Here is a 24038-nt window from a genome sequence, read left to right as displayed (position 1 = left end):
TCACTGATGTCGTTTGCGCAGGTTCTCAATCACCGTCGTTAAATCCAGATCCTGATCCTGCAACAGCACCAGCAGGTGATACATCAAATCAGATGCTTCGTTGGTCAGTTCAAAGCGGTCATGTACCGTCGCGGCCAGCGCAGTTTCCACACCTTCTTCACCCACTTTCTGTGCGATACGCTTGGTGCCACTGGCATACAGTTTGGCAGTGTAGGAGGTTTCCGGATCGGCAGATTTGCGCTCGGCGAGCAGTTGTTCCAGTTGATACAGGAACAGCCACTGGTGAGCGGTGTCGCCGAAGCAGCTGTTGGTGCCTTTGTGGCAGGTTGGGCCGATGGGATTCGCCAGCACCAGTAGTGTGTCGTTGTCGCAGTCCGGCGCAATGCTCACTACGTTGAGGAAATTGCCTGACGTTTCGCCTTTGGTCCACAGTCGCTGTTTAGTGCGTGAGAAGAACGTGACTTTGCCGCTCTCTATGGTTTTATCCAGGGCTTCCGGGTTCATGTAGCCCAGCATTAACACTTCGCCGGATACCGCGTGTTGCACAATCACCGGCATCAGTCCGTCGGTTTTTTCCCAGTCCAGTTCGCGACGTTGTTGTTCTGTTAACATATCCTGATCTCCACGCCCTGTGTTGCCAGGTACGCTTTTAATTCACCAATATTGATTATTTGTTTGTGGAATACGGAAGCAGCCAGCGCGCCGTCAACGTCGGCATCGCGGAAGGCTTCGAGGAAGTGTTCCATAGTGCCCGCGCCACCGGAGGCAATCAGCGGGACGTGGCAAACTTCACGCACTTTTTTCAGCTGCTCGAGATCGTAACCGTTACGCACGCCATCCTGATTCATCATATTAAGAACGATTTCTCCGGCACCGCGTTTTTGCACTTCCTGTACCCAGTCGAGCGTTTCCCACTGGGTAACGCGGGTGCGGCTTTCATCGCCGGTATATTGATTCACATGATATTTACCGGTTTCGGCGTCGTACCAGGTGTCAATGCCTACCACAATACACTGCACGCCAAAGCGATCGGCCAGACGAGTAATTAATGTCGGGTCCGCCAGCGCAGGGGTGTTGATGGAGATTTTATCCGCGCCAAAGGAAAGAATTTTCGCAGCGTCATCCAGAGACTTAATCCCGCCAGCAACGCAGAAGGGAATATCGATCACTTCCGCCACGCGAGATACCCAGCTTTTATCTACCACCCGTCCATCGCTGGAGGCGGTAATATCGTAGAACACCAGTTCGTCAGCGCCTTCTTCGGCGTAGCGTTTTGCCAGCGGTACAATATCGCCAATGATTTCATGGTTGCGAAACTGTACGCCTTTCACCACCTGACCATCACGAACGTCGAGACACGGAATTATGCGTTTTGCCAGCATGCGATGGCCTCCTTCACGGTGAATTTACCTTCCAGCAATGCACGACCAACTATTACGCCGCGCACGCCAGTACCACGCAGGGCAGCGACATCATCAATGCCGCCAATGCCGCCGGAGGACTGAAATGCCACCTGCGGATATCTGGCGCACACTTCTTCATATAAAGAGACGTTAGAACCTGTCAGCGTGCCGTCGCGCGAGATATCGGTACACAGTACATGTTTCAGGCCGACGGGCAGATAGGTTTCCACCAGTTGTTCCAGTGAAACGCCCGAGTTTTCTTGCCAGCCGCTCACTGCCACCTGTTTGTTGCCTTGCTCGTCAATGCGTACATCCAGCGCCAGCACCAGCGCATCGGCACCGAAGCGTTCAAACCATCCTTTCACCACGTCAGGTGATTTTACCGCAGTGGAGCCGACGACCACGCGGGCAACGCCTGCGTCCAGTAATGCTGCCACGTCTTCTTCGCTACGCACGCCGCCGCCAACCTGCACCGGAACGTTAACGCCCGCGACCAGCGTTTTAATCAGGGGGATTTGGCGTTTAGCCGGATCTTTTGCCCCGGTCAGATCCACCAGATGCAGCACTTCGGCACCCTGCGCGGCGTAATCCTGTAAGCGTGGCAGCGGGTCGTTACCGTAATCACGCTGCTTGCCGTAATCGCCCTGATGGAGACGCACCACGGTGCCGTCGATTAAATCTAATGCCGGAATAATCATTACATCTCCAGGAAGTTTTTCAGCAACTTAGCGCCAGCGGCACCAGAACGCTCCGGGTGGAACTGCACGCCGTAGAAGTTATCTTTTTGCACCGCAGCGGTGAACGGTTCGCCGTAATTACACTGGGCGATGGTCCACGGATTGACCGGCATCGCGTAGCTGTGAACAAAGTAAAAGTAAGCGCCGTCTTCAATTCCCTGAAAAAGACGGTTGCCTGCCTGCGGGTAAACGCGATTCCAGCCCATATGCGGCAGCGGCAGACCAAAGTCGGTCATTTTCGGCACATCCTCGTCGATGATGCCCAGCAAATCGACGCCGTTGCTCTCTTCGCTACGTCGTCCCAGCAGTTGCATCCCTAAGCAGATGCCCAGCACCGGTTGAGTACAGGCTTTGATGAGATCAAACAGCTCGCGCTCACGCACCTGATCCATCGCCGCTTGTGCTGTGCCGACGCCGGGTAAAAACAGTTTATCGGCCAGCAACACTACGTCCGGATCACGGCTGACTTTCGGTTCATAGCCGTGACGCGCAATGGCAGACTTCACCGAGTTCAGGTTGGCGCAGCCAGTATCAAGGATCACCACGTTCATTACAGCACTCCTTTCGACGAGGGCAGGGTGTCGCCTTCCACGCGGATGGCCTGGCGCAGGGTGCGACCAAAGGCTTTGAACAAGCTCTCTACACGGTGATGATCGTTTTTACCTTTGGTTTTCAGGTGCAGGGTCACGCCCATGGTGTAAGAGAGCGAACGGAAGAAGTGCTCGATCATTTCAGTGCTGAGATCGCCCACGCGCTGGTAGGTAAATTCGGCTTTATATTCCAGGTGTGGGCGACCAGAGATATCCAGCGCGCAGCGGGCAAGGCATTCGTCCATCGGCAGCACAAAACCGAAGCGGCAAATACCGCGTTTGTCGCCGAGGGCGATTTTTAACGCTTCGCCCAGCGCCAGGCCGGTATCTTCGACGGTGTGGTGATCGTCAATATAGAGGTCGCCTTTGACGTTGATTTCCATACGGAAACCGCCGTGGGTGGCGATCTGATCCAGCATGTGATCAAAGAAGCCAACGCCGGTGTTAATTTTGCTGCCGCCTTCGCGATCCAGCCACACCTGAACGTCAATCTGCGTCTCTTTGGTGTTGCGTACCACGTGAGCGTAACGATCACGTTTGGTGAGTTGCTCGCCAATCATCGGCCAGTTCAGGGTTTCGCGGTTGTAGCGTAAACCATTAATGCCCATGTTTTCTGCGAGTTGAATATCGGTCGCGCGATCGCCAATCACATAACTGTTGGCACGATCCATTGCTTGTTCAGCCAGGTAACGCTCCACCAGTTTTACTTTCGGTTTACGGCAGTCGCACTCATCTGCGGGCAGGTGTGGACAAATCAGCACTTCATCAAACTGAACGCCTTGTGAGGTGAAGATCTGCATCATCAGGTTGTGCGGGCCATCGAAATCCGCCTGCGGGAAACTTTGCGTCCCCAGACCATCCTGGTTGGTGATCATCACCAGTTTATAGCCCGCTTTTTGCAGCTTCAGCAGTTCCGGGATCACGCCTGGTTCAAAGGCGAGTTTGTCAAAACGGTCCACCTGAAAATCACTCGGCGGCTCGCTAATCAGGGTTCCATCGCGATCGATAAAAAGATACTTCTGGCTCATCAAACTTGCTCCGCACGTAAGGCGTCAATGACGCGCTGGCTTTCTTCACGGGTTCCGACGGTAATTCGCAGGCAGCCGCTTAAAGAGGGTTGTTTATTCTGATCACGTAAGATAATGCCCTGATCCCACAAAGATTTAAACACCGCGCTGGAGGCTTTAAAGCGCGCCAGAATGTAGTTGGTTTCGGAGTCGAAAACCTGCTCCACGCAGGGGATTTCTTTCAGTGCGGCAATCAGGTATTCGCGTTCTGCAATAATTTGCGCCACCCGCTCACGCATGGCGATGATTCCCTTCTGGCTTAACGCCTGTGCGGCAATGTCGGCAACCGGCGTCGAGAGCGGGTAGGGGGCGATCACTTTCATTAACAGGTTGATGACTTCTTCGTTTGCCAGCGTAAACCCGCACCGAAGACCCGCCAGAGCGAAGGCTTTCGAAAGGGTGCGCAAAATAGCCAGGTGCGGATATTCCGCCAACCAGCCAGCCAACGATGCCTGTGGGCAAAATTCAATATAAGCTTCATCGGCGACCACAATGGCTTTACCGCGCGTTAACCCCAGCAACGTGCGAAAATCCTGCGGGTTGATCAGTTGCCCGGTTGGGTTGTTGGGGCTGCAAACGTAGACCACTTTCACGCCGTCCAGCTTGTCGGAAATCCCCTGCAAGTCCAGTTGCCAGTTTTCCAGCGTAGGTACGGTACGGCACTCGACGCCAATGGTTTCGGCGCTGACGCTGTACATGCCGTAAGTTGGCGGGCAATAGAGAATGGCGTCTTTCCCTGGTTCACAAAAAGCGCGAATCAGCAGTTCAATACCTTCGTCCGCGCCACGGCTGACCAGCACCTGCTCCGGTTTCACGCCTGCATACTGCGCATAATTTTCAATGACCGCTTTCGGCTGACATTCCGGGTAGCGGTTGAGCGTTTGCTGTGTTAGCTGAAACTCGACGGCTGTGGGATATTCGTTGGCGTTCAGCCAGACATCGCCGTTACCACCCAGACGACGTGCCGACTGATACGGCGTCAGGTTGCGAACGTTTTCACGCGCTAAATCGGTAATAGTCACGGTGCTCATGCTTGCTCCTTAAGGGCGTTAACACGCAAAGTAACGGCATTTTTGTGGGCGGTCAGGCGCTCGGCGGCGGCCAGCGTTTCAATGGTCGAAGCTAGCGCGGAAAACCCTTCTTTTGACAGTTCTTGCACGGTCATACGCTTCTGGAAATCCGCCAGGCCGAGGCTGGAACAGGTGGCGGTATAACCGTAAGTCGGCAGCACGTGATTGGTGCCGGAGGCGTAGTCGCCCGCCGATTCCGGTGACCAGTCACCAAGAAATACCGAACCGGCACTGGTGATGCTATCGACCAGTTCACGGGCGTTGCGGGTCTGAATGATCAGGTGCTCCGGGCCGTACTGGTTGGAGATCTCTATGCACTGCGCTAAATCGTTGGTCACGATCAGGCGACTGGCGCTCAGTGCCTGACGTGCGGTTTCGGCACGCGGTAGTTCTGCCAACTGGCGTTCGACGGCTTCGGCAACGCGACGCGCCATATCAGCATCGGGCGTCAGCAAAATCACCTGTGAATCCGGGCCGTGTTCTGCCTGGGAGAGTAAATCAGAAGCGACAAAATCCGGTGTTGCGCCGCTGTCGGCAATGACCAGCACTTCCGACGGGCCTGCGGGCATATCGATCGCCGCACCGTCCAGACGCTGGCTAACCTGACGTTTTGCTTCGGTGACAAAGGCGTTACCCGGCCCGAAGATTTTGTCCACTTTTGGCACGGATTCAGTACCAAACGCCAGTGCGGCAATGGCCTGCGCGCCACCGACGTTAAACACTTCTTGTACGCCGCACAGCTGCGCTGCGTAGAGGATCTCATCGGCAATCGGCGGCGGTGAGCACAGCACGACTTTATTGCAACCCGCAATACGCGCCGGAGTCGCCAGCATTAATACGGTTGAGAAAAGCGGGGCGGAGCCGCCAGGAATATACAAACCAACTGAAGCTACTGGGCGCGTTACCTGCTGGCAACGCACGCCAGGCTGAGTTTCGACATCTACCGTCGGCAGTTTCTGGGCATTATGGAAGTTTTCAATATTCTTAACTGCCACCGCCATCGCCTGTTTCAGGTCGTCGCTCAGGCGTTCGCAGGCTGCGGCAATTTCCTCAGTAGTTACTTTCAGCGCGGTAACCGTGGTTTTATCAAACTTCGCGCTGTATTCCCGTAAGGCGTCATCGCCGCGAGTTTTCACGTTATCTAAAATTTCACGGACGGTACGGGTGATGCTTTCAGAGGCGGAGATCGCCGGGCGCATTAACAGTTGGCGTTTTTGCTCCGCAGTACAGCTATTCCAGTCAATGATTGTGTTAAAGCTCATGGCTATTACTCCATCATCTTCTCAATTGGCAGAACCAGAATCGAGCTGGCGCCCAGTTCCTTCAGTTTTTCCATGGTTTCCCAGAACAGGGTTTCGCTACTAACCATGTGCATTGCTACGCGCTGTTGGTCACCCGCCAGCGGCAGAATAGTCGGGCGTTCTGCGCCAGGTAGCAGGGCGATGACGTCATCCAGACGTTCGGTCGGTGCGTGCATCATGATGTATTTCGATTCGCGCGCCTGGATCACGCCCTGAATACGGGTTAGCAGTTTGTCGATCAGTTGCTGTTTGGATTCTTCCATTTCGCCATCGCGCTGGATCAGGCAGGCTTTCGAGCGGTAGATAACTTCGACTTCGCGCAGGCCGTTGGCTTCCAGCGTGGCACCGGTGGAAACCAGATCGCAAATCGCATCCGCCAGTCCGGCGCGCGGGGCGACTTCGACAGAACCGTTCAGTAAGCAGGATTTAAAAGAGATACCTTTCTGGTCGAGATAACGTTTGAGCAGGTGAGGATAAGAGGTGGCAATACGTTTACCGTTTAAGGAGAGCGGGCCGTCCCAGGCTTCATCAACCGGCGTTGCCAGCGAAAGGCGGCAGCCGCCGAAATCCAGACGACGCAGGGTAAAGTAGCGCGGATCTTCACCCTGGGCGCGGCGGTTAAGCAGTTCTTCTTCCAGCACGTTTTCGCCGATAATCCCAAGGTCAACCACGCCGTCCATTACCAGACCGGGAATGTCGTCGTCACGCACGCGCAGAATATCAATCGGCATGTTTTCAGCCATTGCGATCAGGCGCTGGGTGTGAAGATTGATTTTAATACCACAGCGCGCCAGTAATTCGCGCGAGTCATCACTTAAACGCCCTGATTTCTGCATAGCTATGCGTAAACGAGTGTTGTCTGTCATTTTCTTCTTCCTCTTTTAACCTGTCTGAATCGGTATCAACCACGCAATAAAAAAGCCCCCGGAAGGCGATCTTCCGGGGGCTTTCTCATGCGTTCATGCACCACTGGAAGATCTGAATGTCTTCCAGCACACATCGCCTGAAAGACTAGTCAGGATGATGGTGATGATGGTGGTGTTTAAATTGAACGCGTGTCATAAAATTCTCTGTGAATGTTTATTCAACTGATGCCTTTTAACCTAAACCACTTTCACGTTAGAAAGCAAGGGCTTTTTTATATATTTTATGGCGATGGATTTGTTTAATGAATGAGCGGGGAAAGGAGGGGGCCAGGAGTGGCTACGTTAAAAAAGTAATCGTGAAAATATGTCTTTAAAACCCTCAAGAACATTGTGTTCTGTAACTAAAGTGGGCTTTGTTCCTGCCGGATGCGGCGTGAATGCCTTATCTGGTCTACAAATGTTGCCTAAATTCAATATATTGATGTTTTTGTAGGACTGATAAGCGGAGCGCATCAGGCAATTGTATATTTGCTAACAGTTTCGATTTCATTCATAGAATGAATTGTCAGTTTTGATACGCTAGCGTAGCCTTATAGATCTAAGGTGTATCAGGAGAAAACGGATGAAAAAGGTCGCAATTGTCGGGTTAGGGTGGTTAGGTATGCCGCTGGCGATGTCACTTTCAGCGCGAGGCTGGCAGGTCACCGGGAGTAAAACCACACAAGATGGCGTCGAAGCGGCCCGAATGAGCGGGATTGATAGCTATCTGCTTCGCATGGAGCCTGAGTTAGTTTGTGATTCTGACGATCTGGATGCCCTGATGGATGCCGATGCGCTGGTCATTACGCTTCCTGCACGTCGCAGTGGCCCCGGCGATGAGTTCTATTTACAAGCTGTGCAAGAGCTGGTGGATAGCGCGCTGGCTCATCGTATTCCTCGCATTATTTTTACCAGCTCAACGTCTGTCTATGGCGATGCACAAGGCACTGTGAAAGAAACTACCCCGCGTAATCCGGTGACCAACAGTGGACGAGTATTAGAAGAACTCGAAGACTGGCTGCACAATTTACCCGGTACTTCGGTCGATATTCTGCGTCTTGCGGGGCTGGTCGGACCAGGGCGCCATCCCGGACGCTTCTTTGCCGGAAAAACCGCGCCTGACGGTGAACACGGTGTTAATTTAGCCCACCAGGAAGATGTTATTGGCGCTATCACCCTGTTGTTACAGGCACCTAAAGGCGGACACATCTATAATATATGTGCGCCAGCTCACCCTGCGCGCAATGTTTTCTACCCACAGATGGCTCGTTTACTGGGGCTGGAACCCCCGCAGTTCAGAAACAGTCTGGACAGCGGTAAGGGTAAAATTATTGATGGCAGTCGGATTTGCAATGAACTGGGATTTGAATACCAGTATCCCGATCCGCTGGTAATGCCGCTGGAGTAAACGATCACGCCAGCAGGACGCCGCATACACTGCAAGGGGGCGTGTATGAAACCACTGCTGGATGTGTTGATGATCCTCGATGCCTTAGAAAAAGAAGGCAGTTTTGCGGCGGCGTCGGCCAAACTCTACAAGACGCCGTCCGCTCTGAGTTATACCGTTCATAAGCTGGAAAGCGACCTTAATATTCAATTACTCGATCGCAGCGGTCACCGCGCTAAATTCACCCGTACCGGAAAAATGTTATTAGAGAAAGGGCGGGAAGTTCTCCATACCGTGCGAGAACTGGAAAAGCAGGCTATCAAACTTCATGAAGGCTGGGAAAACGAGTTGGTGATTGGGGTAGATGATACGTTTCCTTTTTCCCTGCTTGCGCCACTCATTGAAGCCTTTTATCAACATCATAGCGTGACGCGCCTGAAGTTTGTCAATGGTGTACTCGGTGGTTCCTGGGATGCCCTGACTCAGGGGCGAGCGGATATTATTGTTGGCGCGATGCATGAGCCACCGTCTTCCAGTGAGTTTGGTTTCTCGCGGTTGGGCGATCTGGAACAAGTTTTTGCGGTAGCGCCTCATCATCCGCTAGCCCAGGAAGAAGAACCGTTAAACCGTCGTATCATTAAGCGGTATCGGGCGATTGTGGTGGGTGATACTGCGCAGGCAGGCGCTTCTACGGCCTCGCAACTTCTCGATGAACAAGAAGCCATAACCGTATTCGATTTTAAAACCAAACTGGAGCTACAAATAAGCGGTCTTGGTTGTGGCTATTTACCCCGCTATCTGGCGCAACGTTTTCTCGATAGTGGCGCGTTAATTGAGAAGAAAGTGGTCGCCCAAACTCTTTTTGAACCGGTCTGGATTGGCTGGAACGAACAGACCGCAGGGCTTGCCAGCGCATGGTGGCGGGATGAGATTTTAGCAAATAGTGCGATTGCTGGAGTTTATGCAAAATCTGATGACGGAAAATCAGCCATTTAAATAAAAAATTTTATGACAAGCCTCTCATTCTCTTGTCATTTACCCCCCATTTAGGCACAATGCGCCGCTGTCAAAAAATGACTAAAAACCGACGTTTTATCCGCGTCGGTTATTTTTTGCTTCAAACCAATCATTCATACCAAGAGGCCGGGCTTCGTACCGGATAGATATTTACTAAAAATCGACAGTTGTTGTCGCTGAGGAATCCAAAAAAATGGGGCAATTTTTTGCTTACGCGACGGTTTTCACCGTAAAGGAGAATGACCATGTCGCATAACGTTACTCCAAACACCTCTCGCGTGGAATTGCGTAAAACGCTTACGTTAGTTCCGGTTGTAATGATGGGTCTTGCCTATATGCAGCCGATGACGCTGTTTGATACTTTTGGTATCGTTTCAGGCCTCACGGATGGTCATGTGCCGACAGCCTATGCGTTCGCATTAATTGCGATCCTGTTTACGGCTTTGAGCTACGGGAAGCTGGTTCGCCGCTATCCTTCTGCTGGCTCTGCATACACTTACGCCCAGAAATCCATTAGCCCGACCGTTGGCTTTATGGTGGGTTGGTCTTCTCTGCTCGACTATTTGTTCGCGCCGATGATCAACATTCTGTTGGCGAAAATTTATTTTGAAGCCCTGGTGCCTTCCATCCCATCGTGGATGTTTGTGGTGGCGTTGGTGGCCTTTATGACCGCCTTTAACCTGCGTAGTCTGAAATCCGTGGCGAACTTCAACACGGTAATCGTAGTGTTGCAGGTTGTGCTGATCGCGGTAATTTTGGGCATGGTAGTTTACGGCGTATTTGAAGGTGAAGGCGCTGGTACGCTGGCGAGCACCCGTCCGTTCTGGTCTGGCGATGCGCATGTTATCCCGATGATTACCGGGGCGACAATCCTGTGCTTCTCCTTTACCGGCTTTGACGGCATCAGCAACCTGTCGGAAGAAACCAAAGATGCAGAGCGCGTGATCCCGCGTGCGATTTTCCTGACCGCGCTGATCGGCGGCATGATCTTCATCTTTGCAACTTACTTCCTGCAGCTGTACTTCCCGGATATCTCTCGCTTTAAAGATCCGGATGCGTCACAGCCTGAAATCATGCTGTACGTTGCGGGTAAAGCGTTCCAGGTTGGCGCGCTGATCTTCTCCACCATTACCGTACTGGCGTCCGGTATGGCGGCGCACGCAGGCGTAGCGCGTCTGATGTACGTAATGGGTCGTGACGGCGTGTTCCCGAAAAGCTTCTTCGGTTATGTACACCCGAAATGGCGTACCCCGGCAATGAACATTATCCTGGTTGGCGCGATTGCTCTGCTGGCAATCAACTTTGACCTGGTGATGGCAACGGCGCTGATTAACTTTGGTGCGCTGGTAGCATTTACCTTCGTTAACCTGTCGGTCATTTCGCAGTTCTGGATCCGTGAGAAGCGTAACAAAACGCTGAAAGATCACTTCCAGTATCTGTTCCTGCCGATGTGTGGTGCTCTGACTGTAGGTGCGCTGTGGGTTAACCTGGAAGAAAGCTCAATGGTTCTGGGTCTGATCTGGGCGGCAATCGGTCTGATTTATCTGGCTTGCGTGACGAAGAGCTTCCGCAATCCGGTTCCGCAATACGAAGACGTTGCATAATATTACAAGCCGGATGATGTAACCATTCGGTAAGTCACTAAAAACCGGAGTTTATCGCTCCGGTTTTTTCTTTTCAGACGATCTCTTCAGCGTACTGCCAAAGCGCCTTTAACAGCGCCACTTTCTCTTTATCATCGGCATATTGTTGTGCCAGCATTTGCAATTCATCAGCATAATCTTGCAAAAACTCTGGCGTGAAGACCTGACGACGGTGCTCCAGCCAGCGTTGCTGTTCGGCGTAGTCCAGCGTTCCTGGGAAGTTACGCGCACGATAATTGAACAACAGCTTCTCAATGCGTTTATCGACAAAGGTGATATCCAGTGCCGGTAAATTACGCGGCTCGGTTTCCAGTACAATTTTCATTGCCGCGCGATCGGCGTCGCTGAAAAAGCCGTTATAAAGTTGGGCATCCACGTTATCTGAAGGCGTAAATGGTTCGGCTTCAGCGAATATCGCCACCACTTTTTCACGCACTTGCGGATTTTCACGCAGAATTTTCAGGTTATCGAGACAATGCTGGCGATTAATGCCCAGCCGATCGGCATCTTCCGGGCGAAGCGTATTCGCCTGTGCTAATACCGGACATTTATTAATATGCACCAGCTTAACCGGAACGGCGGCGTTATCGCCCAGATCGGCTTTCGCGGTATACAGGCGCTCGCGCAGCGTGTCGCTATCCAGTTCCAGTAATGGCGAAATATCTCCAGCTAAATCCACCATAATCACGGCATTGCGATTTTCAGGATGCCATGCCAGCGGCGCAACCCAACTGGTATTGCCGCGCCATGCACCAAACATACCGGAAACGTGAACCAGGGGTTTCATCTGTGGCACATCAATCAACGCCATCAATTTGTGCTTGTTGCGATGGCTGTAGAGATAATCAAACAGGCGTGGCTGACGCGTTTTCACCAGTTTCGCCATCGCAATAGTGGCGTACACATCGGCCATCGCATCGTGGGCATTGCTATGTTCAATACCATTCGCTTTGGTTAAATGTTCAAGGCGAAAACTCGGTAGACCGTCATCATTTTCAGGCCAATTGATTCCCTCCGGACGCAGCGCATAACAGGCGCGCATGACGTCCAGCAGATCCCAGCGAGAGTTATCATGCTGCCAACTCCAGGCATAGGGATCGTAGAAATTACGATAAAAAATGTTGCGTGTGACTTCGTCATCGAAACGTACATTGTTGTAGCCCAGAATACAGGTCTTCGGTACGGTAAAAAGCGAATGAATGCGAGCGGCAAACGCAGCTTCGTTTTCTCCTTTCGCCCGCGCTTCCTGCGGGGTAATACCCGTGATTAAAACTGCTCCTGGTTGGGGTAAATAATCATCTGCAGGCTTGCAATAAAAAACCTCTGGTTCGCCGATGATATTGAATTCGCTATCGGTGCGAATGGCAGCGAACTGCGCAGGGCGATCTAACGCAGGGTGCGTGCCAAAGGTTTCATAATCGTGAAACAAAAAGGTAGATTGTTGCTTACCGTCATTCATCATTAGGTTAAATCCGTTATTTCTGCTGTATGTCAGAGTATCAAATATCACCGTGCTAATCAGCTTTAGAGCGACAATTTGACAGGGAGTAGCAACTGATAATGTCAGGTTAAAAATGAGATAAATGTCACATTTTCTTGCACTTTATTCCAGCCAGTTCATCAGGATTTCCGTAAAAAGAACTGCTATTTGAAACTCCTGAGGATTTGCTGTTGAAACGCCGTCTTATTATTGCTGCTTCTTTGTTCGTTTTTAATTTATCGTCTGGTTTTGCGGCGGAAAATATTCCCTTTTCACCCCAGCCTCCACAAATTCATGCGGGATCATGGGTCTTGATGGATTACACAACCGGTCAGATCCTCACGGCGGGTAATGAGCATCAACAACGCAATCCTGCCAGCCTGACTAAGCTGATGACTGGCTATGTCGTTGATCGTGCAATCGATAGCCATCGTATTACGCCAGACGATATTGTTACGGTGGGGCGCGATGCATGGGCGAAAGATAATCCGGTATTCGTCGGTTCTTCACTGATGTTTTTGAAAGAGGGCGATCGCGTATCGGTACGTGATTTAAGCCGTGGTTTAATTGTGGACTCTGGCAATGACGCTTGTGTTGCACTGGCTGATTATATTGCCGGTGGGCAACGGCAGTTTGTCGACATGATGAACAATTATGCTGAGAAGTTACATCTTCAGGATACGCATTTTGAAACAGTGCATGGTCTGGATGCACCCGGTCAGCACAGTTCGGCCTATGATTTAGCCGTCCTTTCTCGCGCTATCATCCACGGCGAGCCTGAGTTTTATCATATGTACAGCGAAAAAAGCCTCACCTGGAACGGTATCACCCAGCAAAACCGTAACGGATTATTGTGGGATAAGACCATGAATGTTGACGGCCTGAAAACCGGGCATACTTCTGGTGCCGGGTTTAATCTCATTGCGTCGGCGGTGGATGGTCAGCGTCGTCTCATTGCGGTGGTGATGGGGGCTGACAGCGCAAAAGGTCGCGAAGAAGAAGCCAGGAAACTGTTGCGTTGGGGGCAACAGAACTTTACTACGGTGCAAATTTTACACCGGGGGAAAAAGGTTGGCACAGAACGAATCTGGTATGGCGATAAAGAAAACATCGCTCTGGGAACGGAACAAGAGTTCTGGATGGTGCTGCCAAAAGCGGAGATTCCTAATATCAAAGCAAAATACACCCTTGATGGTAAAGAACTGACCGCGCCAATTAGCGCCCATAAGCGGGTTGGGGAAATTGAACTTTATGACCGCGATAAACCGGTGGCGCACTGGCCGCTGGTCACCCTGGAATCTGTCGGAAAAGGCGGTATGTTTTCCCGGCTGAGTGATTATTTCGAGCATAAAGCCTGACCTTTCTTACGCCGCAGACTGGCAGGAGTGCGAGTCTGCTCGCATAATCAACACTCATTCCTTGTGGTTTTTATATTACAAATCATGCTGTATATAAAACCAGTATAAGTGGAGGCGTCATGAACTACGAGATTAAACAGGAAGATAAACGTACCGTTGCAGGTTTCCATCTCGTTGGCCCGTGGGAACAAACGGTAAAGCAAGGTTTTGAGCAGTTGATGATGTGGGTTGATAACAAAAATATTGTTCCGAAGGAGTGGGTGGCGGTCTATTACGATAATCCAGATGAAACACCTGCCGAAAAGTTACGTTGTGACACCGTAGTTTCGGTGGCAGATAGTTTCACACTTCCCGAAAACAGTGAGGGCGTCATCCTGACAGAAATTTCGGGTGGTCAGTATGCGGTGGCGGTAGCCCGCGTAGAGGGGGATGATTTTGCGAAACCCTGGTATCAGTTCTTTAACAGCCTCTTGCAGGACAGTGCTTACGAAATGTTACCAAAACCCTGTTTTGAGGTTTATCTGAACAATGGCGCGCAAGATGGTTATTGGGATATCGAAATGTATGTCGCGGTGCAGCCAAAACGGCGCTGATAAATGACGTCGGGTCAGAGGTTAACCTGATTGCCACGCTGTTTTTCGTTATGTAAAAGAGTAAGATCCGTCTTTAGTTTTCTGACAACCAAACCGGGAACGTCCGCTATTCCCGGTTTGCCGGACAGATTTGTTACGTAGCGTTATTGCACCTGGTTTGTCAGATTGAATTATGATCGTTTTTTCCCTCTTTCACGGAGTGCCCGCGTGCGTGCCGATAAGTCCTTAAGCCCGTTCGAAATTCGAGTCTACCGTCATTACCGCATTGTTCATGGTACTCGTGTTGCGCTGGCGTTCTTGCTCACCTTTCTCATCATTCGCCTGTTTACTATTCCGGAAAGCACCTGGCCGTTGGTCACTATGGTGGTGATCATGGGGCCAATTTCGTTCTGGGGTAACGTTGTCCCTCGTGCGTTTGAACGTATTGGCGGTACGGTGTTTGGCTCGATTTTAGGTCTTATTGCTCTGCGACTGGAGTTAATCTCTTTACCGCTGATGTTAGTCTGGTGCGCGGCTGCCATGTTTCTTTGTGGCTGGCTGGCACTCGGCAAGAAACCGTATCAAGGTTTATTGATTGGTGTGACGCTGGCAATTGTTGTTGGTTCCCCAACAGGTGAAATTGATACGGCATTATGGCGAAGTGGCGATGTGATCCTCGGCTCTTTACTGGCAATGTTGTTTACCGGTATCTGGCCGCAACGTGCGTTCATCCACTGGCGCATTCAACTGGCGAAAAGTCTGACCGAGTATAATCGGGTCTATCAATCTGCATTCTCACCGAACTTACTTGAACGCCCACGACTGGAAAGCCATCTGCAAAAACTCCTGACCGATGCCGTGAAAATGCGAGGGCTGATTGCACCAGCCAGCAAAGAAACCCGCATTCCAAAATCGATATATGAAGGTATCCAGACTATTAATCGTAATCTGGTTTGTATGCTGGAGCTGCAAATCAATGCCTACTGGGCCACGCGTCCCAGTCATTTCGTGTTATTGAACGCGCAAAAACTGCGTGATACACAGCACATGATGCAGCAAATAGTGCTGAGCCTTGTTCATGCGCTGTATGAAGGTAATCCGCAGCCGGTTTTTGCCAATACGGAAAAATTGAACGATGCTGTGGAAGAGTTGCGTCAGTTGCTCGATAGCCACCATGACCTAAAGGTCGTAGAAACGCCGATTTATGGTTATGTGTGGCTGAACATGGAAACGGCACATCAGCTTGAGTTGCTATCGAATCTGATTTGCCGGGCCTTGCGCAAATAATTCCTGAACTTCAGAATCATCTTGCAGCTGCTTCGATTCAGCAAGGATAAAGGGTATGATAATGAAAAGGGATAAAAGCATTGTCATCTGCGGCAGCTATGAGTAATGTTGGCCCTAACGAATAGCGGTTGCTTAAACGAATCCGACTCTCACATTATCAGGGGTATAAAAATGGAAACTACCAAGCCTTCATTCCAGGACGTACTGGAATTTGTTCGTCTGTTCCGCCGTAAGAACAAACTGCAACGTGAAATCCAGGACGTTGAGAAAAAGATCCGTGACAACCAGAAGCGTGTCCTGCTGCTGGACAACCTGAGCGATTACATTAAGCCTGGGATGAGCGTAGAAGCAATCCAGGGCATCATTGCCAGCATGAAAGGTGACTATGAAGATCGCGTTGATGATTACATCATCAAAAACGCCGAGCTCTCCAAAGAACGCCGCGATATCTCCAAAAAGCTGAAAGCTATGGGCGAAATGAAAAACGGCGAAGCGAAGTAATTTCTGCTTTATTCGATGAGGGTTGCCCGGCAACCCTCATTATTCATTGACTCTTTTCTGTGTATCACAAGTCATCATTCCCATCTGATAACCTATCAAAATTAGCGACAGCCTTCTTCTGTATGCAGCAAGGCAAAAAGCTCTGCAACTCCGATGTTATTAACCGCACTGGTCACTAACACGTTGCGCGCTCCAGCTTCCCGTAACCAGCATTTCACCAAAGATATTTGTTCCATGCTGGCTAAATCTGCTTTGGTTACTACTCCAATGACCGGGCGATTCATTGACGAGGTAAAGCCTGGCGAAAAAGGTGACCACGGTGCGTCCGCATTAAGCACAAGCGCGATAATGTCCGCTTCGCAGGCACTGACCAGCAGTGCGCTGTAAAGACTACGGTTTTCGAGGTATTCGCCTGGTGTGTCAATGGTGGCTGGTGACCAGACAATGGCCTGCGTTTTCTGATACTGAAGATCTTCTCCGCGCAGACATTGCGTGAGTGATGTTTTTCCGCACTGACTGGGGCCGATGAGCATCATACGTTGCATAACGTCAGGTCCGTGTAATGGGGCAGGCGGCAAAGTGCATCATTTCACCCAGCGTGCGGGTAACCTGATTAAGTGCATATTCGATAGCTGAAACATCGCCAGTCAGTACTACGGCACCAGTAAAACGATCAAGAAAACCAATTTCTACAGCTCCCGACTTTGTGGCGATATCGCACGCGATAATAGACGCTTCGCTGGGGGTAATCGTCAGAATGCCAATGGCGGAAACGGTATCTGGTAAACCTAATTTCTTAAACAGCTCCTTCCCTGGGTTAGCAATGACATGCGCCAGCGTAACCTGTTTACCGGGGACATATTCCTGAATCATCCGTTCAGTAGCGTGCTGAGTTGTCATTATCCCTCCACCATCTGACGCCACAAGGCTTCATGCGGACGGGCAATTACCGAGCGATAGACCAGCAATCCTTTTTCCCCCGCGCGCTCGCTGGCGACAGAGACCGCATTATTAACATCTGAAATATCGCCAGCAACCACCATGTAGCATTTACCGCCAATACCGAAGGCTATATGCACTCGAACGAGAGTGACATTCGCAGCTTTAACTGCGCAATCGGCTGCGTCAATGCAGGCTGCCACACTCCAGGTTTCGACCACACCGATAGCCTGACGCTGTTCAACATGGTTCAGTCCGCTGATTGCGGGCAGAATGCTGGGATGAATATTAGGGAGGATCAGGCTGTCGACCAGCATTTCACCTGCAAGGGATGCGCCGCTGCTGATGGCCTGTTGCACCGCACCGACATCGCCACCGAGCATCAGCAGAAATTTCCCGGGACATAGCGTTTTGCTGACCAGTAACTCAACATTGGCGCTTTTCAGCATGGCATCGCCGGTTTCCATCCCTTTTGCGATACTGCTAAGTTCTAAAATACCTACCGCTTTCGACATGGTTAACCTCTCACAACCGTAATAGCGTTTTCTGTCACATCGCTGACCGTGCCATTAATACTGGCATGAATGGGAGCACCTAATGTGCCGTGTGGAATTTGGCCTACACATTGTCCACGAACGACACGATCGCCTTTTTGTACACACGCAATTGCGCTGGCACCGATATGCTGGCGTAACAATAGAGTCACTTTTTCGGGCTGAGGCACCTGTTCAGACAATGGCGCATCCTGATACCACGGGGTTAATCCCAGTCTGGTTACCAGCCGTTTTACTGGGATCAGCCGATAATTTGCCATGACATCCTCAGGATTTAAGGCACCTTCGTAGCGGAGATTTTTGGCGCGTAATTCCTGCTTAAGCAGGCGGTTTATGCGCATCGGCGAAATACCTACCGGACAGGCGACGCTGGCGCAGACGTTGCACTCCGAACAGGTGAGAGCTGTCAGTAATAGTTGTGGCGTAGCGAGCTGTTGATAGTTAACCGCACGTACTAACAAATGTGGCGACAGTTCGTGACCAATTAAATGACGCGGGCAGAGATCGGTACATAAGCGGCATTGCTCACAAACGGTTTTCGCGACGGCAAGTACGCTACGGTCATCCTGCATTTGACGTTGGATGATTGAATGAGAATTGGGTAAAACCAGCAAGCCGCCAGTGGTTTTGCTGATTGGCGTGTCGAGCGATGTGATCAAACTACCCATCATCGGACCGCCATTGATAAAACCAGGATTATCCACTGTTGCGCCGCCCGCCAGCGCCAGTACTTCGCGTAAAGACATCCCGATGGGAACGGTCACTGTGATTGGTTTAGCCACTGCACCATTAACAGTAAGCGTGCGTCGCGTCACCGGATACTGTTGTTCAACGGCTCTGGCAATATTCAGTACGGTTTGCACATTATTGACCACCACACCGACACTAACGGGTAACGCAGCGGGAGGAACGCGGCGACCTGTTGCCATCCAGATGGTCAGCACTTCGTCTCCTGCGGGGTAAACGTCGGGTAAAATATGCAGGCGGATATCCTGCGGAAGCAATGGTGTGAGTGCGTTTATTGCTGGTTGATACTTCTCTTTCAGCGCGATAATTCCGCTCCTGGCTCCGGTGGCTTTCATCGCATAGTGAACACCACGAAGCAGGCGGCTGGCTTGTTGTGCCATTAGCTGTTGATCCACTTTCAACATTGGTTCGCATTCCGCCGCATTCACCAGGAAAGTGTCAACCCGCGCCTGTAGCTTAATATGTGTTGGAAAGCCTGCGCCACCAGCGCCCACGACGCCTGCTGCCTGTACTCGCTCGCGGATCGTCTGTTCGTCAAAGGACATTAACTCGCCGTTCATACCAACTCCTCAAGCATTTCTGCTATAGCGATGGCATCAGCCGCTCGTGGATTGGTACGCAGTGTGGCATCCGCCAGCGCAGCCCGAACCATATCTGGAATACGTGATGACCATTCTGCTTTTTTATCTTTCAGTGCATTGGCGAGAGTCGGCATTGAACAGGCTTTTTTTAGCTGTTCAATATGTTGAATGAGTGCATTCAGGCTTGCGGTGTCATTGGCATCGTCAGGGCATAAATGGCACGTTTTCGCCAGCCGGGCATAGCGTTTGGCAGCACGCGGATCGCCAGCATTAAAACGAATAACCGTCGTAAGCAGGAGCGCATTCGCCAGGCCGTGTGGCAGATGAAACTGCCCGCCGAGTTGATGGGCAATTGCATGATTTAACCCAAGCCCAGCCTGACTAAAGGCCATTCCTGCAAGCGTAGAGGCATTATGCATTTTGCCGCGAGTAGCAAGACAATCGCCTTTATTCACTGCTGTGGGCAGGTAGTGAAAAACAATTTGCACGGCTTTTTCGGCCAGTGCATCCGTGAAGTCACTGGCATGGGGAGAAACATAAGATTCAAGGGCATGGGTTAAAACATCCATTCCGGTATTGGCAGTTATCGCGGCTGGCACACTGACGACCAGCGAGGGATCGAGCACCGCTATATCCGGATAAAGCGCATTATCGAAAAGAGGATATTTAATCCCTTTATCGGGATCGCTGATGACACAGGCGCTGGTCACTTCCGAACCGGTGCCGCTGGTGGTGGGAATAGCAACGCAGGTTTCAATCTCAATAGCACACTGGCGACTAAACCAGACAATCGCTTTTGCGGCGTCCAGTGCAGAGCCTCCGCCAAAACCGATAACCACATCCGGGCGTAAAGTCTGCATTTGTGCAATGCCTTTTACCACAGTCTGGATCGTTGGATCGGGCGTTATTTCGCTAAAAATACTGATGCGGTTGCTATCAGGCAACGACTGACACAACGTGTCAATCAATGGCGAACCAGCCAGGAAGGCGTCGCAAATAATCCAGATGTGCTTATTGGTGAAACGGCTAAGGACTTTGAGACTTCCCAAACCGCTGTATAAACGTGTCTGCAATGAAAAAGTATTCATTTCCGTTTCTCTAGCGAATGGAAAAGCCACTGGTTAACACGCAGCGTCGTGAGCGGGCAAAAGTCCGTGCTGACGTTGTCCCTTCGCCAGTCGGTGTAGCAATGGTGAAGGTCGTAAAGCCTTCGCCGCCGACGCCAATACCCGCCCAGGAGGGGCCGTTTTTGACAAAGATTGAGGTTTGCATAACGCGCGCAGCAAGGTTGAGTCGTGAGACGTTCTGCGAGTGCATAATTGCCGTGTGGTGCAAACCGTCTTCGACTTTCAGCGCCAGGGTGAGGGCGCTGTCAAAATCGTTGACTTTTACAATGGGTAGCATCGGCATCAGTTGTTCACAGGTAACCCAGTTATCATCGGCGTCAACAACGGCAATCAGTAATCGTGGCATTTTCTGCGGTAGAGGAATTCCAGCCGCTTCCAGAAGATGGCATGGGCTTTTTCCGACCAGTTTTTTGTTGGCGACGCCGTCGGGCAGACAAACGGCGCGCAATTTTTCAGTTTGCTGATGGTTAAGAAGAAATGCGCCAAAACTTTGCATCTGTTGAATTAAATACTCTGCCACTGACGCTACGACAATCAGGCTTTTTTCAGCGATACATGGCAGGTTGTAATCGAAAGAAGCGCCGTTGATGATGTCTTCGGCGGCTTTCACAATATCCGCCGTTTCATCGACGATACACGGCGGGTTACCCGCACCGGCACCAATCACTTTCTTACCACTTTTCATTCCCATCGCGACGATACCCGGACCGCCGGTAATCGCCAGAACGCTGATTTTAGGGTGCGCCATCATCTGTTCGGTGGCTGTAAAGGTCGGTTCAGATACGGTAACGATCAGGTTATGAATGCCACTACAGCGAAACGCGATGTCTTCGATTATGGCAATGAGTTTCAGCGATACGTTTTTGGCTCCCGGATGAGGACTGAAGTAGATGCTATTGCCTGCTGCCAACATGCTGATGCTGTTATTAATGACGGTTTCCGTAGGATTGGTACTCGGCGTGACCGAGCCAATAACACCAAACGGAGAGTATTCAAATAAAACCATGCCACCATCACCGGTTAGTGCCGTGGTGGTTAAATCTTCAATTCCTGGCGTGTTATCAAGTGCCGCTTTGTTTTTTAGATACTTATCTTCTTTATTTCCCATCCCCGTTTCGCTGGCGCTTTCTTCTGCCAGTTCGGTAAGGCGGGGCGTTAATTCTTCGCGAATGGCGCTGATAATGGCGCTGCGGGTTTTAAGCGGACACTGTTGAAAGCGCAAAAAGGCCTGGTGTGCAGCGCAGACGGCCTCATCGACAGTCTGGAAAATACCATTTCTTTGTATTTGTAAGGCACTGGGCATCAGTTTTTCGCGCAGGATATTGCGGATAATCATTTCTAATTCAGTCGGATTCATTGGTTTGCTCCTGCATTAATTGCTGCCATTGCGGCTTGTGCAATATCCATATCTTGTTCAACGCTACCACCGCTGATGCCAAGTCCCCCAAGCAATATCCCGTCTCGCCAGAGAGGAAAACCACCACCAAAAGTGACGACTTTGCCTTGCATATGGCTTTCGAGCCCGTAAAGTGGCGCTCCGGGTTGTACGGCGTCAGCAAGTTTGTGTGTTGCCGTTTTCATCGCCACGGCGGTCCAGGCTTTTTTCGGTGCCAGCTCACTGCTGACCAGCAGTGCATCGGGCATCCGCCAGGTAACACTTTCTGTCCCGTTGGCATCAACAATGCTGATGACTACGGGAATATGTAGTTCATCCGCGCGTATTGCCGCACTACGAATGAGCTGGTGAAGATCCTGAAAAGTGAGCGGCATCGTGCGTTCCTTCAATGCTGGAGTGTGATTGGCTTCGTGATAACGTTTTGTGATTTCCCGAATCATCAGGTTTTGATGAACAACGTTGTCTTCCACGCGGGCGAGGGCATACAAGCAATCGGAAAGTCGGTTGATATAGTGCAACAAAACATGGCGGACGGTGGCTTCCGTTGTCAGTTCAACCAGAAGTCTTTCAGCCCGCCGGGATACCGTGCGGGCGACATGCATACGGCTCGCGGCTTCACAACGACCAGGCAGTATGAAGCTGTGAACTGGAGGGACAGCGTTCATTGCGCTGTCGATCGCTTTTTCCAGCGCGGCAATTTCTTCTGTTCCGATGTAACGCTGCTGCGCTGACGGCTGTTCGCTTTCACTGGCGAGCTCGGCGCTAAACCAAAATATTTGTTGCTGAATAGCTTCCAGTAAGATGCGATGGCTTTCGATGGAGGTGGCGCAATAACACAGACTGAGTGTTGCGTTTAGCTCATCCAGCGTGCCATAGGCTTCGACACGTCGATGAGTTTTACTGACACGCTGTCCGGTAAATAGAGACGTACTTCCTGAATCACCTGTTCGGGTATAAATCGCCATCGTTAAAGCCCTTAGCGTGAAAGCGTATCGACAATGCCGACCACTGCCAGATCAATGGCTTCGTTGGGGCCGGAAAAAACATGTCTGGCGCTGGAGCCGCTGCTGAGGAGTACCAGTTCACCAACGCCTGCGCCGACTGAATCAACGGCAACTTCGTCGCCGGTTAACGGTGTAAGAGGCAATTCGCCGTCGGCACTGACCCGGCGAACCAACAGCAGTTTTTTCCCGATCAGAGAAGGTGATTTTTGCGTGGATACCACCGCGCCGGTGACTCGAGCCAGATGCATGGGTTACTCCTGCCTGATTAACTGAATGTTTCGGGTAATTGCCGCTTCACGCGCAAGTGCGGTCACACAACATTTCCGCTGTAGTACCAGTATCCCCGCGCATAACGGTGCTACGTCGACATAACTTAAAAGTCGACCACGATGAAGGTGGATTGGTTGTCCTTGTTCGTCGCACCAGCTTAGCGGTAGACGGGCGAGAGTCTTCAATTCAATGGCGTTCAGTAAATGACGCTGCAACGATAATTGAAGGTGCATTCCCCATGCTAACGCCTCGTGAAGGTGGGTTACTGCTCCGCCTGACGTATCGTTCTCTGCAAGCTGTCGCAACAACGGCAGATCGACGTATCGAATTTGTAACGATGCATACTGATGAACTATCTTGTGAACGCTGGCTTCTCGCAGTTGCGAAACGGTCAGCGTGAGTGTTTTTTCCGCACGTTGTTTCAGGCGAAAAATCACTTCGTCAACAATGCGTTGCATCAGCACATGATTCATGGCAGCGCCACCAGCATGGCAAAAACGTCAGGATTATCAGCGCCTGCAGCGTTGGCTTCGTCGGTATCAATATGCATTTCAAGACGCATATCCGGTGAGACGCGAACAGCCACGTTATCGAATATCAGTCGTCGCTCATCACCTTCAATGGCGACCGCCACTTTATCGCCATGCGTAACGCCATAAATCAGGGCATCAAGCGGAGACATATGGATATGCCGTTGCGCGACAATTACGCCAGAAGCGATTTCCAGTTCGGCAAACGGACTTATCAGCCGAATCCCAGGTGTGCCGCTGAGATCGCCTGACATGCGTAGCGGAGCGGTGATCCCCAACGTTCTGGCATCTGTCCGGGAAATTTCCACCTGGCTTGCGTTGCGTAGCGGTCCCAACAAGCGAACGTTGTGCAATTTGCCTTTTGGTCCCACCAGCGTAACAACTTGTTCAGCAGCGAATTGACCTGGTTGCAATAACGGTTTTTTCTCGCTGATCGGTTGTTCAGGAAAAAGGCGCACATAATCCGCAGTCGAAAGGTGAATATGACGACTGGAGACGCCCAGAGGGATAGGGCGCTCGCGCATCTCATCCAGAACCTGGCTCACTGTTTCTTGCAAGGTTTGTTTGTCCAT

The 24038-nt window shown here is 51.2% G+C and carries 28 protein-coding genes and 1 other annotated feature; of the genes, 8 read left to right on the top strand and 20 right to left on the bottom strand.

Annotation, left to right across the window (positions count from 1 at the left end; genetic code table 11):
* The 9 genes from hisIE to hisL all read right to left on the bottom strand — a co-directional run bounded on the left by hisIE (position 1) and on the right by hisL (position 7230).
* Positions 1–612: a bifunctional phosphoribosyl-AMP cyclohydrolase/phosphoribosyl-ATP diphosphatase HisIE gene (gene hisIE, locus RGV86_RS04250; RefSeq protein WP_000954890.1), complete on the bottom strand. Its 612-nt coding sequence runs from the start codon at positions 610–612 to the stop codon at positions 1–3.
* Positions 606–1382, bottom strand: coding sequence for an imidazole glycerol phosphate synthase subunit HisF (gene hisF / locus RGV86_RS04245; protein ID WP_085460839.1), 777 nt, complete (start codon positions 1380–1382; stop codon positions 606–608). Before hisF ends, hisIE begins: the two co-directional genes overlap by 7 nt.
* Entirely contained in the window at positions 1364–2101 is a 738-nt protein-coding gene (hisA, locus tag RGV86_RS04240) for a 1-(5-phosphoribosyl)-5-[(5-phosphoribosylamino)methylideneamino]imidazole-4-carboxamide isomerase (RefSeq protein ID WP_032225603.1), read from the bottom strand. Before hisA ends, hisF begins: the two co-directional genes overlap by 19 nt.
* Positions 2101–2691: an imidazole glycerol phosphate synthase subunit HisH gene (hisH, locus tag RGV86_RS04235; RefSeq protein WP_001103560.1), complete on the bottom strand. Its 591-nt coding sequence runs from the start codon at positions 2689–2691 to the stop codon at positions 2101–2103. The genes hisA and hisH overlap by 1 nt, the downstream gene beginning before the upstream one ends.
* Entirely contained in the window at positions 2691–3758 is a 1068-nt protein-coding gene (gene hisB, locus RGV86_RS04230; protein WP_000080099.1) for a bifunctional histidinol-phosphatase/imidazoleglycerol-phosphate dehydratase HisB, read from the bottom strand. Before hisB ends, hisH begins: the two co-directional genes overlap by 1 nt.
* Positions 3758–4828, bottom strand: coding sequence for a histidinol-phosphate transaminase (hisC, locus tag RGV86_RS04225; RefSeq protein ID WP_085460838.1), 1071 nt, complete (start codon positions 4826–4828; stop codon positions 3758–3760). The genes hisB and hisC overlap by 1 nt, the downstream gene beginning before the upstream one ends.
* On the bottom strand, positions 4825–6129 hold the full coding sequence (gene hisD, locus RGV86_RS04220; protein WP_000009582.1) for a histidinol dehydrogenase: 1305 nt from the start codon (positions 6127–6129) through the stop codon (positions 4825–4827). The genes hisC and hisD overlap by 4 nt, the downstream gene beginning before the upstream one ends.
* Positions 6130–6134: 5 nt before the next feature.
* Positions 6135–7034, bottom strand: coding sequence for an ATP phosphoribosyltransferase (gene hisG, locus RGV86_RS04215; protein ID WP_000131781.1), 900 nt, complete (start codon positions 7032–7034; stop codon positions 6135–6137).
* 46 nt (positions 7035–7080) lie between these two features.
* Positions 7081–7204: a sequence feature (His leader region), on the bottom strand.
* Positions 7180–7230 (bottom strand): his operon leader peptide, encoded by a 51-nt coding sequence (gene hisL, locus RGV86_RS04210; protein ID WP_001364200.1) that lies wholly within the window; start codon positions 7228–7230, stop codon positions 7180–7182. (Overlaps the previous feature by 25 nt.)
* Before the next feature lie 426 nt (positions 7231–7656).
* Here hisL and RGV86_RS04205 point away from each other — a divergent pair, with 426 nt between their 5' ends.
* The 4 genes from RGV86_RS04205 (at position 7657) to plaP (ending at position 11081) form a co-directional block, all read left to right on the top strand.
* A complete protein-coding gene (locus RGV86_RS04205) occupies positions 7657–8481 on the top strand; it encodes an SDR family oxidoreductase (RefSeq protein ID WP_085460837.1) in 825 nt (274 codons plus the stop codon).
* A 45-nt stretch (positions 8482–8526) separates the two neighbouring features.
* The gene (locus RGV86_RS04200; RefSeq protein ID WP_000803376.1) at positions 8527–9456 is read left to right on the top strand and encodes a LysR substrate-binding domain-containing protein; all 930 of its coding nucleotides are present in this window, start codon (positions 8527–8529) and stop codon (positions 9454–9456) included.
* 214 nt (positions 9457–9670) lie between these two features.
* Positions 9671–9733: a membrane protein YoeI gene (yoeI, locus tag RGV86_RS04195; RefSeq protein WP_105279388.1), complete on the top strand. Its 63-nt coding sequence runs from the start codon at positions 9671–9673 to the stop codon at positions 9731–9733.
* The gene (gene plaP, locus RGV86_RS04190) at positions 9723–11081 is read left to right on the top strand and encodes a putrescine/proton symporter PlaP (protein WP_000019197.1); all 1359 of its coding nucleotides are present in this window, start codon (positions 9723–9725) and stop codon (positions 11079–11081) included. Before yoeI ends, plaP begins: the two co-directional genes overlap by 11 nt.
* A 73-nt stretch (positions 11082–11154) precedes the next feature.
* Here the strand turns inward: plaP and sbcB are convergent, their stop codons facing one another.
* Entirely contained in the window at positions 11155–12582 is a 1428-nt protein-coding gene (sbcB, locus tag RGV86_RS04185) for an exodeoxyribonuclease I (RefSeq protein ID WP_000980575.1), read from the bottom strand.
* A 209-nt stretch (positions 12583–12791) separates the two neighbouring features.
* Here sbcB and dacD point away from each other — a divergent pair, with 209 nt between their 5' ends.
* The 4 genes from dacD (at position 12792) to RGV86_RS04165 (ending at position 16318) form a co-directional block, all read left to right on the top strand.
* Positions 12792–13958, top strand: coding sequence for a serine-type D-Ala-D-Ala carboxypeptidase DacD (dacD, locus tag RGV86_RS04180; RefSeq protein WP_010347049.1), 1167 nt, complete (start codon positions 12792–12794; stop codon positions 13956–13958).
* Positions 13959–14077: 119 nt separating this feature from the next.
* A complete protein-coding gene (gene sbmC / locus RGV86_RS04175; protein WP_001105402.1) occupies positions 14078–14551 on the top strand; it encodes a DNA gyrase inhibitor SbmC in 474 nt (157 codons plus the stop codon).
* A gap of 207 nt (positions 14552–14758) precedes the next feature.
* Positions 14759–15817, top strand: a complete 1059-nt coding sequence (locus tag RGV86_RS04170; RefSeq protein ID WP_001200875.1) for an FUSC family protein — start codon at positions 14759–14761, stop codon at positions 15815–15817.
* A gap of 171 nt (positions 15818–15988) precedes the next feature.
* Positions 15989–16318, top strand: a complete 330-nt coding sequence (locus RGV86_RS04165) for a DUF496 family protein (protein ID WP_000450409.1) — start codon at positions 15989–15991, stop codon at positions 16316–16318.
* 101 nt (positions 16319–16419) lie between these two features.
* Here RGV86_RS04165 and pduV read toward each other — a convergent pair whose 3' ends face one another.
* Genes pduV through RGV86_RS04115 form a run of 10 tightly spaced genes read right to left on the bottom strand, consistent with a single transcriptional unit; the run spans position 16420 to position 24038 of the window.
* Positions 16420–16863 carry a EutP/PduV family microcompartment system protein gene (gene pduV, locus RGV86_RS04160; RefSeq protein ID WP_001189427.1) on the bottom strand — a complete coding sequence of 148 codons (444 nt, stop codon included), beginning with the start codon at positions 16861–16863 and terminating at the stop codon, positions 16420–16422.
* 4 nt (positions 16864–16867) lie between these two features.
* Positions 16868–17218, bottom strand: coding sequence for a propanediol utilization microcompartment protein PduU (gene pduU / locus RGV86_RS04155; protein ID WP_137598290.1), 351 nt, complete (start codon positions 17216–17218; stop codon positions 16868–16870).
* Positions 17218–17772 (bottom strand): propanediol utilization microcompartment protein PduT, encoded by a 555-nt coding sequence (gene pduT, locus RGV86_RS04150; RefSeq protein WP_309508413.1) that lies wholly within the window; start codon positions 17770–17772, stop codon positions 17218–17220. Before pduT ends, pduU begins: the two co-directional genes overlap by 1 nt.
* A 2-nt stretch (positions 17773–17774) precedes the next feature.
* Entirely contained in the window at positions 17775–19118 is a 1344-nt protein-coding gene (locus RGV86_RS04145) for a 4Fe-4S dicluster domain-containing protein (protein ID WP_085460835.1), read from the bottom strand.
* A complete protein-coding gene (locus RGV86_RS04140) occupies positions 19115–20227 on the bottom strand; it encodes a 1-propanol dehydrogenase PduQ (RefSeq protein WP_001091430.1) in 1113 nt (370 codons plus the stop codon). Before RGV86_RS04140 ends, RGV86_RS04145 begins: the two co-directional genes overlap by 4 nt.
* Positions 20228–20237: 10 nt before the next feature.
* Positions 20238–21623 (bottom strand): CoA-acylating propionaldehyde dehydrogenase PduP, encoded by a 1386-nt coding sequence (pduP, locus tag RGV86_RS04135; protein WP_085460834.1) that lies wholly within the window; start codon positions 21621–21623, stop codon positions 20238–20240.
* A complete protein-coding gene (pduO, locus tag RGV86_RS04130) occupies positions 21620–22627 on the bottom strand; it encodes a two-domain cob(I)yrinic acid a,c-diamide adenosyltransferase PduO (RefSeq protein WP_309508414.1) in 1008 nt (335 codons plus the stop codon). Before pduO ends, pduP begins: the two co-directional genes overlap by 4 nt.
* A gap of 11 nt (positions 22628–22638) precedes the next feature.
* Entirely contained in the window at positions 22639–22914 is a 276-nt protein-coding gene (gene pduN / locus RGV86_RS04125) for a propanediol utilization microcompartment protein PduN (protein ID WP_000549827.1), read from the bottom strand.
* Between the two features lie 3 nt (positions 22915–22917).
* The gene (gene pduM, locus RGV86_RS04120; protein ID WP_085460832.1) at positions 22918–23409 is read right to left on the bottom strand and encodes a microcompartment protein PduM; all 492 of its coding nucleotides are present in this window, start codon (positions 23407–23409) and stop codon (positions 22918–22920) included.
* A complete protein-coding gene (locus RGV86_RS04115) occupies positions 23406–24038 on the bottom strand; it encodes a phosphate propanoyltransferase (protein ID WP_000361049.1) in 633 nt (210 codons plus the stop codon). The genes pduM and RGV86_RS04115 overlap by 4 nt, the downstream gene beginning before the upstream one ends.

This window comes from Escherichia ruysiae (assembly GCF_031323975.1).
Taxonomy (GTDB): Bacteria; Pseudomonadota; Gammaproteobacteria; order Enterobacterales; family Enterobacteriaceae; genus Escherichia; species Escherichia ruysiae.
This window is presented reverse-complemented; position numbering and strand designations above follow the sequence as displayed.